At 67.4% G+C, this 13,720-nt stretch carries 14 protein-coding genes; 10 read left to right on the forward strand and 4 right to left on the reverse strand.

Annotated features, from left to right (window positions below; all coding sequences use genetic code 11):
• The first annotated feature begins 10 nt into the window (after positions 1-10).
• The 4 genes from kdgD to ASG79_RS03115 all read left to right on the forward strand — a co-directional run bounded on the left by kdgD (position 11) and on the right by ASG79_RS03115 (position 5,340).
• Positions 11-925 carry a 5-dehydro-4-deoxyglucarate dehydratase gene (kdgD, locus tag ASG79_RS03100; RefSeq protein WP_056388364.1) on the forward strand — a complete coding sequence of 305 codons (915 nt, stop codon included), beginning with the start codon at positions 11-13 and terminating at the stop codon, positions 923-925.
• A gap of 28 nt (positions 926-953) precedes the next feature.
• A complete protein-coding gene (locus ASG79_RS03105) occupies positions 954-2,558 on the forward strand; it encodes an aldehyde dehydrogenase (NADP(+)) (RefSeq protein ID WP_056388366.1) in 1,605 nt (534 codons plus the stop codon).
• On the forward strand, positions 2,555-3,883 hold the full coding sequence (locus ASG79_RS03110; protein WP_056388368.1) for an enolase C-terminal domain-like protein: 1,329 nt from the start codon (positions 2,555-2,557) through the stop codon (positions 3,881-3,883). Before ASG79_RS03105 ends, ASG79_RS03110 begins: the two co-directional genes overlap by 4 nt.
• Before the next feature lie 104 nt (positions 3,884-3,987).
• Positions 3,988-5,340 carry an MFS transporter gene (locus ASG79_RS03115; protein ID WP_056388370.1) on the forward strand — a complete coding sequence of 451 codons (1,353 nt, stop codon included), beginning with the start codon at positions 3,988-3,990 and terminating at the stop codon, positions 5,338-5,340.
• Here ASG79_RS03115 and ASG79_RS03120 read toward each other — a convergent pair.
• Positions 5,337-6,566: a beta-ketoacyl-[acyl-carrier-protein] synthase family protein gene (locus ASG79_RS03120; RefSeq protein WP_018770945.1), complete on the reverse strand. Its 1,230-nt coding sequence runs from the start codon at positions 6,564-6,566 to the stop codon at positions 5,337-5,339. The two genes, ASG79_RS03115 and ASG79_RS03120, sit on opposite strands and share 4 nt — an antisense overlap.
• A 6-nt stretch (positions 6,567-6,572) precedes the next feature.
• Positions 6,573-8,186, reverse strand: coding sequence for a peptide chain release factor 3 (locus tag ASG79_RS03125; protein ID WP_056388372.1), 1,614 nt, complete (start codon positions 8,184-8,186; stop codon positions 6,573-6,575).
• A gap of 195 nt (positions 8,187-8,381) precedes the next feature.
• On the opposite strand from ASG79_RS03125, the gene ASG79_RS03130 reads away from it, so the two are divergent.
• The 3 genes from ASG79_RS03130 to disA all read left to right on the forward strand — a co-directional run bounded on the left by ASG79_RS03130 (position 8,382) and on the right by disA (position 10,573).
• A complete protein-coding gene (locus ASG79_RS03130) occupies positions 8,382-8,624 on the forward strand; it encodes a hypothetical protein (RefSeq protein WP_056388374.1) in 243 nt (80 codons plus the stop codon).
• A 75-nt stretch (positions 8,625-8,699) separates the two neighbouring features.
• The gene (locus ASG79_RS03135) at positions 8,700-9,200 is read left to right on the forward strand and encodes a 2'-5' RNA ligase family protein (RefSeq protein WP_018770948.1); all 501 of its coding nucleotides are present in this window, start codon (positions 8,700-8,702) and stop codon (positions 9,198-9,200) included.
• Positions 9,201-9,496: 296 nt separating this feature from the next.
• Positions 9,497-10,573 (forward strand): DNA integrity scanning diadenylate cyclase DisA, encoded by a 1,077-nt coding sequence (gene disA, locus ASG79_RS03140; RefSeq protein WP_018770949.1) that lies wholly within the window; start codon positions 9,497-9,499, stop codon positions 10,571-10,573.
• A 49-nt stretch (positions 10,574-10,622) separates the two neighbouring features.
• Here the strand turns inward: disA and ASG79_RS03145 are convergent, their stop codons facing one another.
• Positions 10,623-11,327, reverse strand: a complete 705-nt coding sequence (locus ASG79_RS03145) for a hypothetical protein (RefSeq protein WP_056388599.1) — start codon at positions 11,325-11,327, stop codon at positions 10,623-10,625.
• Positions 11,328-11,504: 177 nt separating this feature from the next.
• Here ASG79_RS03145 and ASG79_RS03150 point away from each other — a divergent pair, with 177 nt between their 5' ends.
• From ASG79_RS03150 to ASG79_RS03160, 3 genes are all read left to right on the forward strand, one after another.
• Positions 11,505-12,431: an A/G-specific adenine glycosylase gene (locus ASG79_RS03150; RefSeq protein WP_056388601.1), complete on the forward strand. Its 927-nt coding sequence runs from the start codon at positions 11,505-11,507 to the stop codon at positions 12,429-12,431.
• 66 nt (positions 12,432-12,497) lie between these two features.
• Positions 12,498-12,929, forward strand: coding sequence for a DUF3592 domain-containing protein (locus ASG79_RS03155; protein ID WP_056388376.1), 432 nt, complete (start codon positions 12,498-12,500; stop codon positions 12,927-12,929).
• A 79-nt stretch (positions 12,930-13,008) separates the two neighbouring features.
• Positions 13,009-13,509: a hypothetical protein gene (locus ASG79_RS03160; protein ID WP_056388378.1), complete on the forward strand. Its 501-nt coding sequence runs from the start codon at positions 13,009-13,011 to the stop codon at positions 13,507-13,509.
• A 20-nt stretch (positions 13,510-13,529) separates the two neighbouring features.
• On the opposite strand, the gene ASG79_RS23790 is transcribed toward ASG79_RS03160, so the two are convergent.
• Complete coding sequence (locus tag ASG79_RS23790) at positions 13,530-13,703, reverse strand: hypothetical protein (RefSeq protein WP_018770954.1); 174 nt, start codon at positions 13,701-13,703, stop codon at positions 13,530-13,532.
• Positions 13,704-13,720 lie beyond the last annotated feature (17 nt).

A 13,720-nucleotide genomic window follows, 5' to 3' on the forward strand; every position in this document is an offset into this window, starting at 1 on the left:
GACCCACACCGTGGCAAAGTACACACCCCAGGAACTGGCGGACACGCTCAAGGAAGGCCTGCTGTCCTTTCCCGTGACCCCGTTCGATGCCCAGCTCCAGGTCGATGAGGAGAACTACCGCAAGCACCTGGCGTGGCAGGCGAGCTTTCCGGTGGCGGGCCTGTTCGCGGCCGGCGGCACCGGCGAAGGGTTCTCCCTGACTCCTGCCGAGTCGGAGCACGTGGTGCGGACAGCCGTCGAGGAGGTGGGCAGCCGCATCCCCGTCCTTGCCTCCGCCGGTGGCTCCACGGCGCAGGCCATCGAAAATGCGAAGGCTGCCGAGGCTGCCGGCGCAGAAGGCATCCTCCTCCTGCCCCCGTACCTCACGGAGGCAGACCAGGACGGGCTCGTGGAACACGTCAGCGCGGTCTGCCGGGCCACCTCCCTGGGCGTCATCATCTACAACCGGGCCAACGCCATCTACCGGGACACCACGGTGGCAACCCTCGCCGAGCGGCACCAGAACCTGATCGGCTTCAAGGACGGTGTGGGCGACCTGGAACACGATGCCCGCGTTTACGCCAAGCTCGGCGACCGCCTCTTCTACCTGGGCGGTCTCCCGACCGCCGAGACCTTCGCCCTTCCCCTCCTGCAGCTCGGCATGAGCACGTACTCCAGCGCCATGTACAACTTCGTCCCCCAGTTCGCACTGGACTTCTACCAGGACGTCCGCAACCAGGACCGGGCCGCGGTGAACAGGAAGCTCAACGACTTCGTCATCCCCTACCTGGACATCCGCGACCGCGTGAAGGGCTACTCTGTTTCCATCGTCAAGGCCGGCCTTGATGCCGTGGGCCGTCCCGCCGGCCCGGTGCGGCCGCCGCTGCAGAACCTCAACGATCAGGACTTCGCGGACCTCAAAGCCCTGATCGCCACCGTTTCCTAGCCGTCGCTGCAGACACAGGAGCCCCACCATGACCCTCAACGGACATTCACTCATCGCCGGCCGGCCCGTTACCGGCGAAGGCAAAACCACCAGCGGGTTCAACCCGGCCACCAACCAGGCCCTGGAGCCCGCCTACTCGCTGATCACGGAAGAACAGTTGAAAGCCGCCACGGCAGCGGCCGCCGAGGCCTTCCCGTCCTTCAGCACCCTTGACCCGGAAACCCACGCGTCCTTCCTCGAAGCGATCGCGGACAACATCGACGCCCTGGGCGAGGAACTGATCATCCGCGCCGGCCAGGAAACAGGGCTCCCGGCGGCGCGGCTCACCGGTGAGCGGGCCCGCACCACCGGCCAGCTGCGCCTCTTCGCGGACGTGGTGCGGCAAGGCGACTTCCGCGGCGTCCGCATCGACCCCGCCCTCCCGGACCGGACCCCGCTCCCCCGGGCTGACATCCGGCAGCGGCAGCTCCCCCTGGGTCCCGTCGCCGTGTTCGGCGCCAGCAACTTCCCGCTGGCGTTCTCGACGGCGGGCGGAGACACCGCCTCGGCCCTCGCCGCAGGCTGCCCGGTGGTCTTCAAGGCCCACAACGCCCATCCCGGCACCAGCGAACTGGTGGGCCAGGCGGTGACCCAGGCCGTCAAGGACGCAGGGCTGCACCCCGGCGTGTTCTCCCTGATCTACGGTCCCGGTTCCAGCATCGGCCAGGCCCTCGTGGCGGACCCCGCCATCAAGGCGGTCGGCTTCACCGGCTCCCAGGCTGCAGGCATCGCCCTGATGAAAACCGCGGCCGCCCGCCCCGAGCCGATTCCCGTGTACGCGGAGATGTCGTCACTGAACCCGGTCTTTGTCTTCGAGGGCGCCCTCGAGGGCGCCCTCGACGCCCTTGCACAGCAGTACGTCACCGCCGTCACCGGAAGTTCCGGCCAGCTCTGCACCTCCCCCGGACTCCTGTTCGCCCCCGAAGGCGAGGCAGGGGACAAACTCGCTGCCGCCGTCGGACGTGCCGTGTCCGCCTGCGCCGGTCAGACCATGCTCACCGAAGGCATTGCCAAGTCCTGGAACGCCGGGACGGAAAACCTTGGCGCGGCAGCCGGCGTCGAACTCATCGGCCAGGGCACTCCCGGCCCCACCGAGAACGCCCCGGCGCCCACCATCTTCGGCACGGGCGTCACCGAATTCACCAGCAACCACGTCCTGCATGAGGAAATCTTCGGCGCCGCGTCCCTGGTGATCCGCTACAGCTCCATCCAGGACCTCCTCCAGGCAGCCGGCCGGATGGAAGGCCAGCTCACCGCGTCCCTGCAGCTCACCGAACAGGACTATCCAACAGCGGCGCCGCTTATCCCCGTCCTGGAGCAAAAAGTGGGACGCATCATTGTCAACGGCTGGCCCACCGGCGTCGAAGTCGGCCACGCCATGGTCCACGGCGGCCCCTTCCCCGCCACCTCGGACTCGCGCACCACCTCCGTTGGAACCCTGGCGATCAACCGCTTCCTGCGTCCCGTGGCCTACCAGAACCTCCCCCAGGAACTGCTCCCGGCAGCCCTGCAGGACGCCAACCCCTGGCACCTCAACCGGCGCATCGACGGCGAAGTGGTTTCCGCCGCAGAGAAAGCAGAGAGCAACGTATGAGCAACCAGCCCACCATTGCCGCCATCGAAGTTGTACCGGTAGCCGGCTACGACAGCATGCTGATGAACCTCAGCGGCGCCCACGGCCCGTTCTTCACCCGCAATGTGGTGATCATTACCGACTCGGACGGCCGCACCGGCCTCGGTGAGGTTCCCGGCGGCGAAAAAATCCGCAGCACCATCCAGGAAGCCGGCGTCCTGATCAAGGGCAAGCCCGTGGCCCGGTACCGCTCCCTGCTGCGGGAAATCGCCGCGGGATTCGCGGACCGGGACGCCGGCGGGCGCGGGCTGCAGACGTTCGACCTGCGCACCACCGTCCACGCCGTCACCGCCGTCGAGTCCGCCCTGCTGGACCTGCACGGCCAGTTCCTCGGCGTTCCCGTCGCGGAACTGCTCGGCGACGGGCAGCAGCGGACGTCCGTGCCGATGCTCGGGTACCTGTTCTTCATCGGCGACCACACGCGAACCGACCTGCCGTACCTGGTGGAGGAGCCGCCGTCGGACCGCTGGGAAAAACTCCGGCGCCAGGAGGCCATGACTCCGGAAGCCGTCGTCGCGCTGGCCGAAGCCGCCCAGGAACGCTATGGCTTCTCCGACTTCAAGCTCAAGGGCGGCGTGCTGTCCGGCGACGACGAAGTGGACGTGGTCACGGCACTCGCCAAGCGGTTCCCGGAGGCCAGGGTCACGCTCGACCCGAACGGCGGCTGGCTGCTGGAGGAGGCAATCCGGCTGGGCAAGCGGATGCAGGGCGTGGTGGCGTATGCAGAGGACCCCTGCGGCGCCGAAGGTCGGTTCTCCGGCCGCGAAGTGATGGCCGAGTTCCGCCGGGCCACCGGACTGAAGACCGCCACCAACATGATCGCGACGGACTGGCGCGAAATGTCGCATGCCATCCGCAGCAACGCCGTGGACATCCCGCTGGCCGATCCGCACTTCTGGACCATGCACGGCTCGGTCCGGGTGGCCCAGCTGTGCAACGAGTTCGGCCTCACCTGGGGCTCGCACTCCAACAACCACTTCGACATCTCGCTGGCCATGTTCACCCACACCGGAGCCGCCGCCCCCGGTGGGATCACGGCACTGGACACGCACTGGATCTGGCAGGACGGACAGGGCCTCACCAAGGAGCCGCTGCAGATCAAGGGCGGCGCCATCGAAGTCCCGGCGGCTCCCGGCCTGGGGATCGAGCTGGACCAGGACGCGCTGGACAAGGCGCACCAGCTGTACCTTGAGCACGGCCTGGATGCCCGTGACGACAGCATCGGCATGCAGTACTACATCGACGGCTGGTCCTTCGACCCCAAGCGGCCGTGCCTGGTCAGGTAATGGGCCAGGCCACGACAGCAGGTAACGAAAGCCGGCAACCGCAAGTCCTGTAAGTTTCTCCAAGGCCCCCGCCTTGCCAACACCCCTCCCAAAGGAAACATTCAATGAAGTCTGTGGACAACGCCGTCCTGGACCTGGCATCTGCCACCAGGAAATTCTTCAAGCGCGTGCTCCCGGTCATGCTGGTCATGCTGGTCTGCAACCAGCTGAACCGCTCAAACATCGGCTACGCCCAGGACCACCTCCAGGCTGACGTGGGAATCGGCGCCGCCGCTTATGGTTTCGGTGCCGGCCTGTTCTTTATCGCCTATGCCATCTTTGAGCTCCCCAGCAACGTGATGATGGAAAAATACGGCGCCAAGGTCTGGCTGACCAGGATCATGGTCAGCTGGGGCATCGTCTCCTTCCTGATGGCGTTCGTGCAGAACGAGACCATGTTCTACGTCCTGCGGTTCCTCCTGGGCGCCGCAGAGGCCGGCTTCTTCCCGGCCGTCATCTTCTACTTCGCCCGCTGGGTTCCTGCCGGCCAGCGCGGGAAGGCGACGGCGGTCTTCATCGCCGGTTCCTCGGTTGCCGCGGCGATTTCCGGCCCCATCGCCGGCATGCTGCTGAGCCTCAACGGCGCCCTGGGAATGCGCGGCTGGCAGTGGCTCTTCGGGTTCGAAGGCATTCTGTCCGTCCTGGTGGGCGTCACTGTGTTCTTCCTGCTGGACGCGAAAATCGCCGACGCCAGGTGGCTCTCCCCCGCCGAAAAGGACGCGCTGTCCCAGGCCATCGATGCGGAGGACGCCGGGCACGCCAAGGCGGAGAGCGGAAAGGTCAACCGCTGGAAGATGCTGCTGAACCCGCAGATCCTGCTCCTGTGCGGCATCTACTTCGCCATCCAGCTGTCCATCTACGCCAACACCTTCTGGCTGCCAAGCATCATCAAGCGGATCCCCGGGACCACCGACCTCTCCGCAGGTTTCCTCTCCTCCATCCCCTGGGTCTGCGCCGTGTTCGCGATGTACTTCGCGGCGAAGTGGCAGGACAAGGCCAGGTCCAGGAAGCCCCTGCTGGTGGTCGCGCTCCTGGTGGCAGCCATCGGTACCTACGCGGCGGCCGTGGCCTCGCCCGGGCTGGCGCTGGTGTTCCTGGCCGTAGCGGCCATGGGGTTCAAGAGCGCCTCACCGCTGTTCTGGACCATCCCGCAGTCCGGACTGCACCCGCTGGTGCTGGCTCCGGCCATCGCCATCATCAACTCGCTGGGCAACCTGGGCGGGTTCGTGGCACCTTTCGGTTTCGGCATCATCAAGGAGCAGACCGGCAGCGTCATTCCGGGACTATTCGCCCTGGCTGCGGCTTCGGCGGCGGCAGCCGGCCTGGTCTACTTCCTGAAGGAACGCCGCAGCGGGGCTGAGGCGTCGCCCGAGACGCCGGAACTGCCCAACACGGCGCCGCTCCCCAGCAGGGCCTAACCCGCGGTAAGCACCAGCGCCACGCTGTGGCCGCCAAAACCGAAGGCATTCACCAGCCCGGCCGGGGCATAACCCGGCGGAAGCTGGTGGGTGCCTTCGGTGAGGACGTTAAGGTCCACTTCCGGGTCCAGCGCTTCCACGTTCAGCGTCCCGGGGACCTTCCCGGTCCGCAGCGCTTCGAGGACCACGACGGCGGCCAGGGAACCGGCGCCGCCCAGCAGGTGGCCGGTATGCCCCTTGGTGGAAGTGACCGGCACGTCAGCGCCGAAGACCGCGTTGATTGCCTGGCCCTCCAGCCGGTCCCCCACAGGGGTGGAGGTGGCGTGCGCGTGGACGAATCCGATATCAGCCGGCCGCATGCCCGCCGAGTCCAGCGCCTTCTGCATGACCCGCCGCTGCATGGCGGGGTCCGCGGCCACGATGTCGTTCGCGTCGGAGGTCACGGCTCCGCCTGCCACGGCACCAAGGACGGCGGCGCCGCGGGCACGGGCGTGCTCCTCGCTCTCCAGCACCACCACGCCGGCGCCCTCTGCCAGCACAAACCCGTCGCGGCCGCCGTCGAACGGGCGCGAGGCCAGCTTGGGGTCATCCGACCGGGTGGACAGGGCACGGATCTGGGAGAAGCCGGTGATCACAAGGTCGTTGACGGAGGCGTCCACGCCGCCGGCAATCACGACGTCGGCTGCACCGGAGCGGATCATCTCGGCTGCCTGGACAATCGCCTCAGCCCCGGAGGCGCAGGCGCTGACAGGCGTCCGGGCGCCGCCACGGGCGCCAAGGTCGATGGACACCCACGCGGCCGGACCGTTGACCATGAGGCGGGTGAGGGTATGCGGCGAAACCTTCCGGGGGCCCGATTCGGCCAGCACCCGGTCCTGCTCGATGGTGGAACCGAGCCCGCCGTAAGCGGAGCCGATCACCACGGCGAACCGCTCCGGATCCACCTCGGGGGCGCCGGCCTGCGCCCATGCCTCGCGCGCCGCGATCAGCGCCAACTGGCCGCACCGGTCCATCCGCTTCATCTCGCGGGTACTGAGGTGCTCCGAAAGGTCTGCGGTGACCTGCCCTGCGATTTTGACGGGCAACTGCCCTGCCCAGTCCTGCTCCAGCGGCCCGATCCCGGACCGGCCCTCAAGCAGGGCCTCCCAGGTTTCCTTGACGCTGGAACCCAGCGGGTTGATGGTGCCGGCGCCGGTGACCAGCGCGCGTGGTTGTACTGCCGTCATGGTTGGCTACTTTGCGGGGTTATGGGTGCCGATGGGCACGAGCGTCAGGTCGGGGTGGTTCTTCTCGATCCGCCGGAGCGCCCAGACGTCGTTGAACAGGGCGAGGTATTCGCCGTCGGACCGCAGCAGCACCTCCGCGCCCGGGACGTTTGCCAGCGCGGGCATGGCATCCGCAGTCGAAATCCTGGCCAGGGAGTAGGGCAGGCGTTCCAGGCGCATGGGTGCGCTGAAATCGTGCGCCATGCGGTCCTCCACCACTTCGAACTGCATGGGCCCGACGGCGGCAAGCACCGGCGCCTGGTCACCGCGGACGTCGGAGCGGAGCACCTGGATGACGCCCTCGTGTTCCAGCTGCTCAATGCCGCGGCGGAACTGCTTGAACTTGCTGGGGTCCTTGGACCGGGCCACCTGGAAGTGCTCGGGGGCAAACAGCGGGATGGCAGGGTATTCCACCGGGTTCTCAAGGAACAGGCTGTCGCCCACGCGCAGCGAGGACGCGTTGACCAGGCCCACCACGTCACCGGGGTAGGCCTCGTCAATGACTTCGCGTTCGCGGCCGAACACCTGCTGTGCGTACTTGGTGGCGAAGGACTTGCCGGTGCGGGTCTGGGTGACCACCATGCCGCGCTCGAAGACGCCCGAGCAGACGCGGATGAAGGCCACGTGGTCGCGGTGCGCCTTGTTCATGCCGGCCTGGACCTTGAAGACGAACCCGGAGAACGGGGATTCCACAGGACGGGGTTTTCCGTCCACGTCGGGGCGGGGCGCTGCCGGCGGGGCGAAGTCCACCAGCGCGTCCAGCAGTTCCTTGACGCCGAAGTTCAGCGCAGCGGAACTGAACAGGATGGGAGTTGCCCTGCCGGCGTGGAAGGCGTCGACGTCGAACTCCAGGTTGGACTCAATCACCAGTCCGGCCTCGTCCACCGCGTCTGACCAGTTGCTGCCCTGGTTTTCCGCCGCTTCCTCGGGAGTGAAGTACTCGGTGATGGCGATCTGCGCTCCGGCGTTGTTGCGCTGGAACCGGGCGAAGCGGTCGTTGCGGAGGTCCCAGACGCCGCGGAAGTCACCGGAGATGCCCACGGCCCAGGTCAGCGGCATGGGCTGCAGCCCGGTGCGCTCGGTGATCTCGTCCATCAATGCCAGGGCGTCCAGGCCCGGGCGGTCCCACTTGTTGATGACCGTGATGATGGGCAGGTTGCGCTGCTTGCAGACCTCGAAGAGTTTCATGGTCTGGGTTTCCAGGCCCTTGGCGGCGTCCACCAGCATCACGGCGCAGTCGACGGCGGCGAGCACGCGGTAGGTGTCCTCGGAGAAGTCGGCGTGGCCGGGGGTGTCCAGAAGGTTGATGACGGTGTCCCGGTAGGAGAACTGCAGGGCCGCGGAGCTGATGGAGATGCCGCGGTCCTTTTCCATCTGCATCCAGTCCGAGACTGTTTCCTTGCGGTTGGCCTTGCCACTGGAAGCGCCCGCGGTGCCGATCACCTTTGCGTGCAGCGCCAGCGCTTCGGTGAGCGTTGACTTGCCCGCGTCAGGGTGGGAGATGACAGCGAAGGTCCTGCGGCGGCCAGCCTCTTTGTGGATACCGGAGATCCGGGCGGGGGTCAGGACATCTTGGGACACGGTGCTACTTTCGCTGCGGTTGTGGCTGCCCAGGTGTCTTTCGGGTACTGCGCTGCGACTCGAGGGCGGGGAAGGTGATTGGCAAACGGCCAAAGTACAGTTTATCGCAGGGCTGCAAACCGGACGGGTTCCGCTTAACGCGGGCGAAACCGGACGTTCAAGGCGGCGAAATGCGGGGCAGTTAGCTTTGGGCGCATGATGCATGGCGCCACTTTCACCGGCAACCTTTTTTTCGACCCCCTGGCCACCAACCTGGGCGCCAACGCGGGTGCGGTCCTTGGCACCGCCGCGGCCCAGCCGCCGGGTTCGGCCCTTCCTACCGGCCCGTCCCGGAAACGGGGAGTGCAAACAGCGGCTGAACACAAAGCACTCCGTGCCGCTTCACTGTCGAAAGTCAGCCGGGATTTGGAGCGGATGCTCAGGGACCGGAAGCGCTGACGTCCCCGCGGCGGCAAAACCTGGCAGGCATGGGGGTGCCCGGCAACGGATACCCGGCAACGGCATGATGGGTTCATGCGCAGCATCGAGTTGGTCTTTGACGGCCCCACCGAATCCCTGGTCAGGGCTGACTGGGCGCGGCTCGCGGCCGCCGGCCTCCCCAGCCTGGCAGGGCATACCTCCCCCAGCAACAGCCCGCACATCACCCTTGCGGCAGGCACGGACCTGGTTGCCGCCCGGGAAGGTCCCTGGGAGGTGCTGCCCGTGGATGTCACCTTCTCCGGAGCGGTCGTCTTTCCCGCCGGCGCAGGAAAATATGTCCTTGCCCGCGCCGTGCTGCCGACTGCTCCCCTGCTGGACCTGCACGGAATCCTGCACCAGGGCCTGTCAGGGGCGCTGCCGCTGACGTGTCCGGGGGCCTGGACACCGCACGTCACCATCTCCCGGCGTATTCCCGGCCATCAACTCGGAACGGCGGTGGACCTGCTGGACCTGCGCCTCGAGGGCCGCTGCACGGGAGCGCGGCTCTGGGACAGCAGCACCAGAACAGTCACACCCCTGGGAGCCTCCGCCTGAGCAACCCGCTGAAAGGCAGAGCTAAGGCCGGGCAGGGTCAAAGCCGGGGCAGGGTTGAAAATGGCGGGGGTCCAAAGCGGCGAAAGTGGCTGCCCCGCAATGCCCCCAACCAGCGTTTTTGCCGCCGTTCCGGGCACCCCCTAATGGGGCACTTTGGGGCTTGCCCGTGCGGAAGTTGGGTTTCTTACCCCTATCATTGAGCTTGCGGGAATCAGTGCACTTTTTGATCCTGCCGGCAAACTGCGGACGCCGGCATTCCTGCGGGTGGCGGTCCGCACCTTTGAAGGGAAAAACCTATGGCGCGGAGCCCCGAAGAATCGCTGAGGGCCACTCTGGGCAGGGTTGCACCCGGAACGCCCCTCCGCGACGGCCTGGAACGGATCCTCCGCGGACGCACCGGCGCACTGATCGTCCTCGGCTCCGACCGCACCATCGATTCCATCTGCTCCGGCGGATTCGATATCGGTATCGAATTCTCGCCCACCCGGCTGCGCGAACTGGCCAAGATGGACGGCGCCATCATCTGCGACAAGGATGCCGGCAACATCCTGCGTGCCGCGGTCCAGCTGGTCCCGGACTCAAGCATCGAAACGCAGGAATCGGGCACCCGCCACCGCACGGCGGAACGGGTGGCCAAGCAGACCGGGGTCCCGGTCATATCCGTGAGCCAGTCCATGCAGATCATCGCCCTGTACGTCAACGGGTTGCGGCACGTCCTGGAGGGCTCGGAAAACGTCCTTGCCCGCGCCAACCAGGCCCTGGCCACCCTGGAGCGCTATGTTGCCCGCCTGGACCAGGTCACCAGTTCGCTCTCGGCCCTGGAAATCGAGGCAATGGTGACGGTGCGCGATGTGGCCGTGACCCTGCAGCGGCAGGAGATGGTGCGCCGCATCTCGGAGGAAATCTCGCAGTACGTCCTGGAACTTGGCGAAGACGGCCGGCTCCTCTCGCTCCAGCTCGACGAGCTCACCGTGGGCCGTGGACCGGGCAGCGACGTGATCATCCGCGACTACGCCAGCCCCAACGCCTCCGCGGAGGACATCGAAAAGGCCGTCAACGAACTGGTCAGCCTGGGCCCGACCGAGCTGATCGATCTCGGCAAGATCTCCGCGATCGTGGGGTTCGCGGGCGGCGAGGCAAACCTCGATGCCGTCGTCCAGCCCCGCGGATACCGGCTCCTGTCCGGCCTGAAGGCGGTTCCCAAGGCGGTAGCGGACCGGCTGGTGGACCATTTCGGTGGCCTGCAGTTCCTCATGGCGGCCACCATTGACGACCTCATGACCGTTGACGGCATCGGCGACCAGCGCGCCCGCACCGTGCGTGAGGGGCTCAGCCGGATGGCCGAAGCAAGCCTCCTGGACCGCTTCCTGTAACCCCAAGCCCCAACCCCACGGCCCGCTCCCACCATGCCGGCGGGATGCGTCAGTTCAGCTGGAAGACGGCCTTTGGACTGGCCCGCGAGCCAAGCTTGGCGGTGAAGATGTAGTAAGCGCCACCGCCGCCGGGTGCCGCCGCCACGGCCTTGCAGCCATCGGCACTGCGGGTCCGGTTCCATGGAAAGTTCGCGGTTTCGCTGGCGCCGGGCGCGATCACCTTCACCAGGTCCTCGCTGGACGCCTGGCAGTCCTTGGACGAGAAGATCCGGTCGGAACCGCTGGTCACCAGGAATTCCATTTGCGAGGTACCGATGTTGACCTCACAGGGGACGGTGCCGCCGTTGGTTACCTTCAGGGTGAGCATCGGGTTTTCCCCCGGCCCATAGGCGGGCTTGTCAGTGGACGCCGAAACAGTCACCAGGTTCTGGTTGCAGGAGGGGGCAGCGGAGGCAGTGGGCGACGGCGTGGCGGACGGGGTTGCCGAGGCGGACGCAGAGGGACTGGCGGCAGCAGACGGGGAAGCCTGGGAGGTGGCCGGATCGGCGGAAGACGGCTGCGTGGAGGACGCCTGCTGCGAACCGCCCTTGAAGGCACCGGCCAAGGCGAAACCACTGATCACGAGCGCAATCACCAGCAGGAGCGCGCCGCCAACAACCAGGCGGCGGCGGCGGTACACGGCGGCGCTGGGCTTCCGGACGCTGCTGGAACCGGATGCCGTGCCGCGTGCTGGTGAATCGCCTTGCCTGCCCATCCTCCTAGGCTAGGGAACGCCGCCGGATCTGCACTGCCACCACGCCGCCGCAGGCCCATCGCACTGGTCACACCCCTGTTTTTCAGCCCGCCCGAACCTATCCACTACAGTGTTGGCATCGACACTGAAACCTCCACCGCCGCCCGCTCCGCGGTCGCTCCCACCGGTCCTGCAGACCTGGAGTTGCTCCATCGCCGGATCAACTCCTGGTTCGCCGGAATCGCCCGGGACCTGCCCTGGCGCGAACCTGGCTGCTCGCCGTGGGGTGTGCTGGTCAGCGAGATCATGCTGCAGCAGACCCCCGTGGTCCGGGTCCTCCCGGTCTGGCACGAGTGGCTCAAGCGGTGGCCCACGCCGGCCGGCCTGGCCGGCGAACCGGCAGGTGAAGCGGTCCGTTCATGGGGCCGGCTGGGCTACCCCCGGCGTGCCCTTCGCCTGCACGCCGCAGCCACAGCAATCGTCGAGGACCACGGCGGCCATGTCCCCGGCACCTACACGGAACTGCTGGCCTTGCCCGGAGTGGGCAGCTACACGGCCGCCGCGGTGGCCGCCTTCGCATATGGCCGCCGCGAGACTGTGGTGGACACCAACATCCGGCGGGTGCACGCCCGCCTGGTGTCCGGCGTCGCGCTCCCCGCGCCTGCACTGACCGCTGCGGAGATGCGGTTGGCCGCCGCCCTGTTGCCGGACGACGACGAAACCTCCGTGCGCTGGAACGCTGCGGTCATGGAACTGGGGGCGCTGGTGTGCACGGCCCGGGCACCCAAGTGCGCTGCCTGCCCGGTGAAAGACTCCTGTGCGTGGCTCGCCGCGGGTGAGCCCCCGCCGTCGTACGTTCCCAAAGGCCAGGCGTGGCACGGCACTGACCGCCAGGTCCGCGGTGCGGTGCTGGCCGTGCTGCGGCTGGCGGAAACTCCCGTGCCGGCCGACATGTTCCAGCGCGAGCCCGCCGACCTTGGGTTCACCGCCGAGGGCATCGGCGTGCCCCTCGCCGCGCTGCACCGGCTCAACTCCGCCCCCGAGCAGCTGGAGCGGGCGCTGGCGGGACTGCTGGCGGACGGCCTCGCCGAGATCCACGACGGCGGCTACCGGCTCCCCGCCTGACCTGCTGGACCCTCAAGGGCCAGGCCGGGATGGCATACTTCTTGGTGACCGGAACCGGGGGGAGCCATGAAAACCATTCTGTACATCGTGTGGGCATTGTTCGTTGCCGCCGCGATATTTTCGCTGGTCCGTGCGGCCCGCAGGACCAAGCGCCAGGAACAGCAGATGGCGGCCTGGCCCAAGGTACAGGCGACCGTCACCGGCAGCACCACCGGCTGGACCAGCGGCGTGGGCGGCGCCAACCGGAACCTCCGCCACTACCCCACCTACCAGTTCACCGATCCGCAGGGCACCCTCTTCATGGGCAAGTCGGAGATCTCCGGGGTTGAGCAGCATGTGCCGGGAGCCCTCATCGAGGTGGCCTACAACCCGCAGAACCCCAACGAATCCCTGCAGGTTTCCGCGGAGCCGCGCACCGCCATGGGCTGCCTGATCGCGTTTTTCTCGGTCTTTGCCATCGCGCTGTTCTGGTTCATCGGCATCTTCCCGCTGGGTTAGGCCGTGGAGGCATAACAATGCTGCCTCCAATTGACGCCGATCCGGCCCTGCGCGGGCCCGCCCGACGTAGCCTGAAAGCATGCACAAGCCCGGACTGCTCCTGGCATTGACGACCGCGCTCATCTCCGCCCTTATCTCCGCCTGCGGGCCTGCCGGCAGCGCCTGCCCCGCGATCGCGCAGGCCACCGCCGTTTCCATCACCGTCAGCGCCGGCTACTCGCCGAAGGTGGCGGCGCTGCACGTCCGCGCCTGCCAGGACGGCACCTGCAAGGAGTCCGACGTCGAACTCCGCCCGGGCAGCACTTCCGTGGACGCGGGGTGCAGCCGCGAGGGCGCCTGTTCGGCCACTGCCTCGCCCGACGGCACCAAGACCGCTGTGCTGATGCTGGATACCCTGACCGAATCGCCCATGACGGTGACCGTGTCCGGTGCAGCGCCGGAGGGAACCGCACTGCCGGTACGCACCCTGGAATTCAGGCCGCAGGTGGCCTACCCCTTCGGTGAACAATGCGGCAAGGTCCTGTCTGCGTCCGTCGTCCTGGACGACGCCGGACTGCACCAGCAGCCTGCATCCCGGTAACTGGACCGGGCGGCACCGGACTAGAACAGCACGGGCTGGGTGAAGGTTTCGCCTTCGGCGGTTCCGGCCGCCGGACCGCCACCCACGGGCTGGGCGCTCCAATCGAAGCCGAGTTCGGCGAGCAGTTCCTCCACGGAGATTTGGCCGTCCAGCACTTCGATTTCCTGGGGGTTCTCTGCAAGCGGCCGTTCCATGCCATCGAGCTTATTCG

The sequence above is a fragment of the Arthrobacter sp. Soil761 genome (assembly GCF_001428325.1).
Lineage (GTDB): Bacteria > Actinomycetota > Actinomycetes > Actinomycetales > Micrococcaceae > Arthrobacter.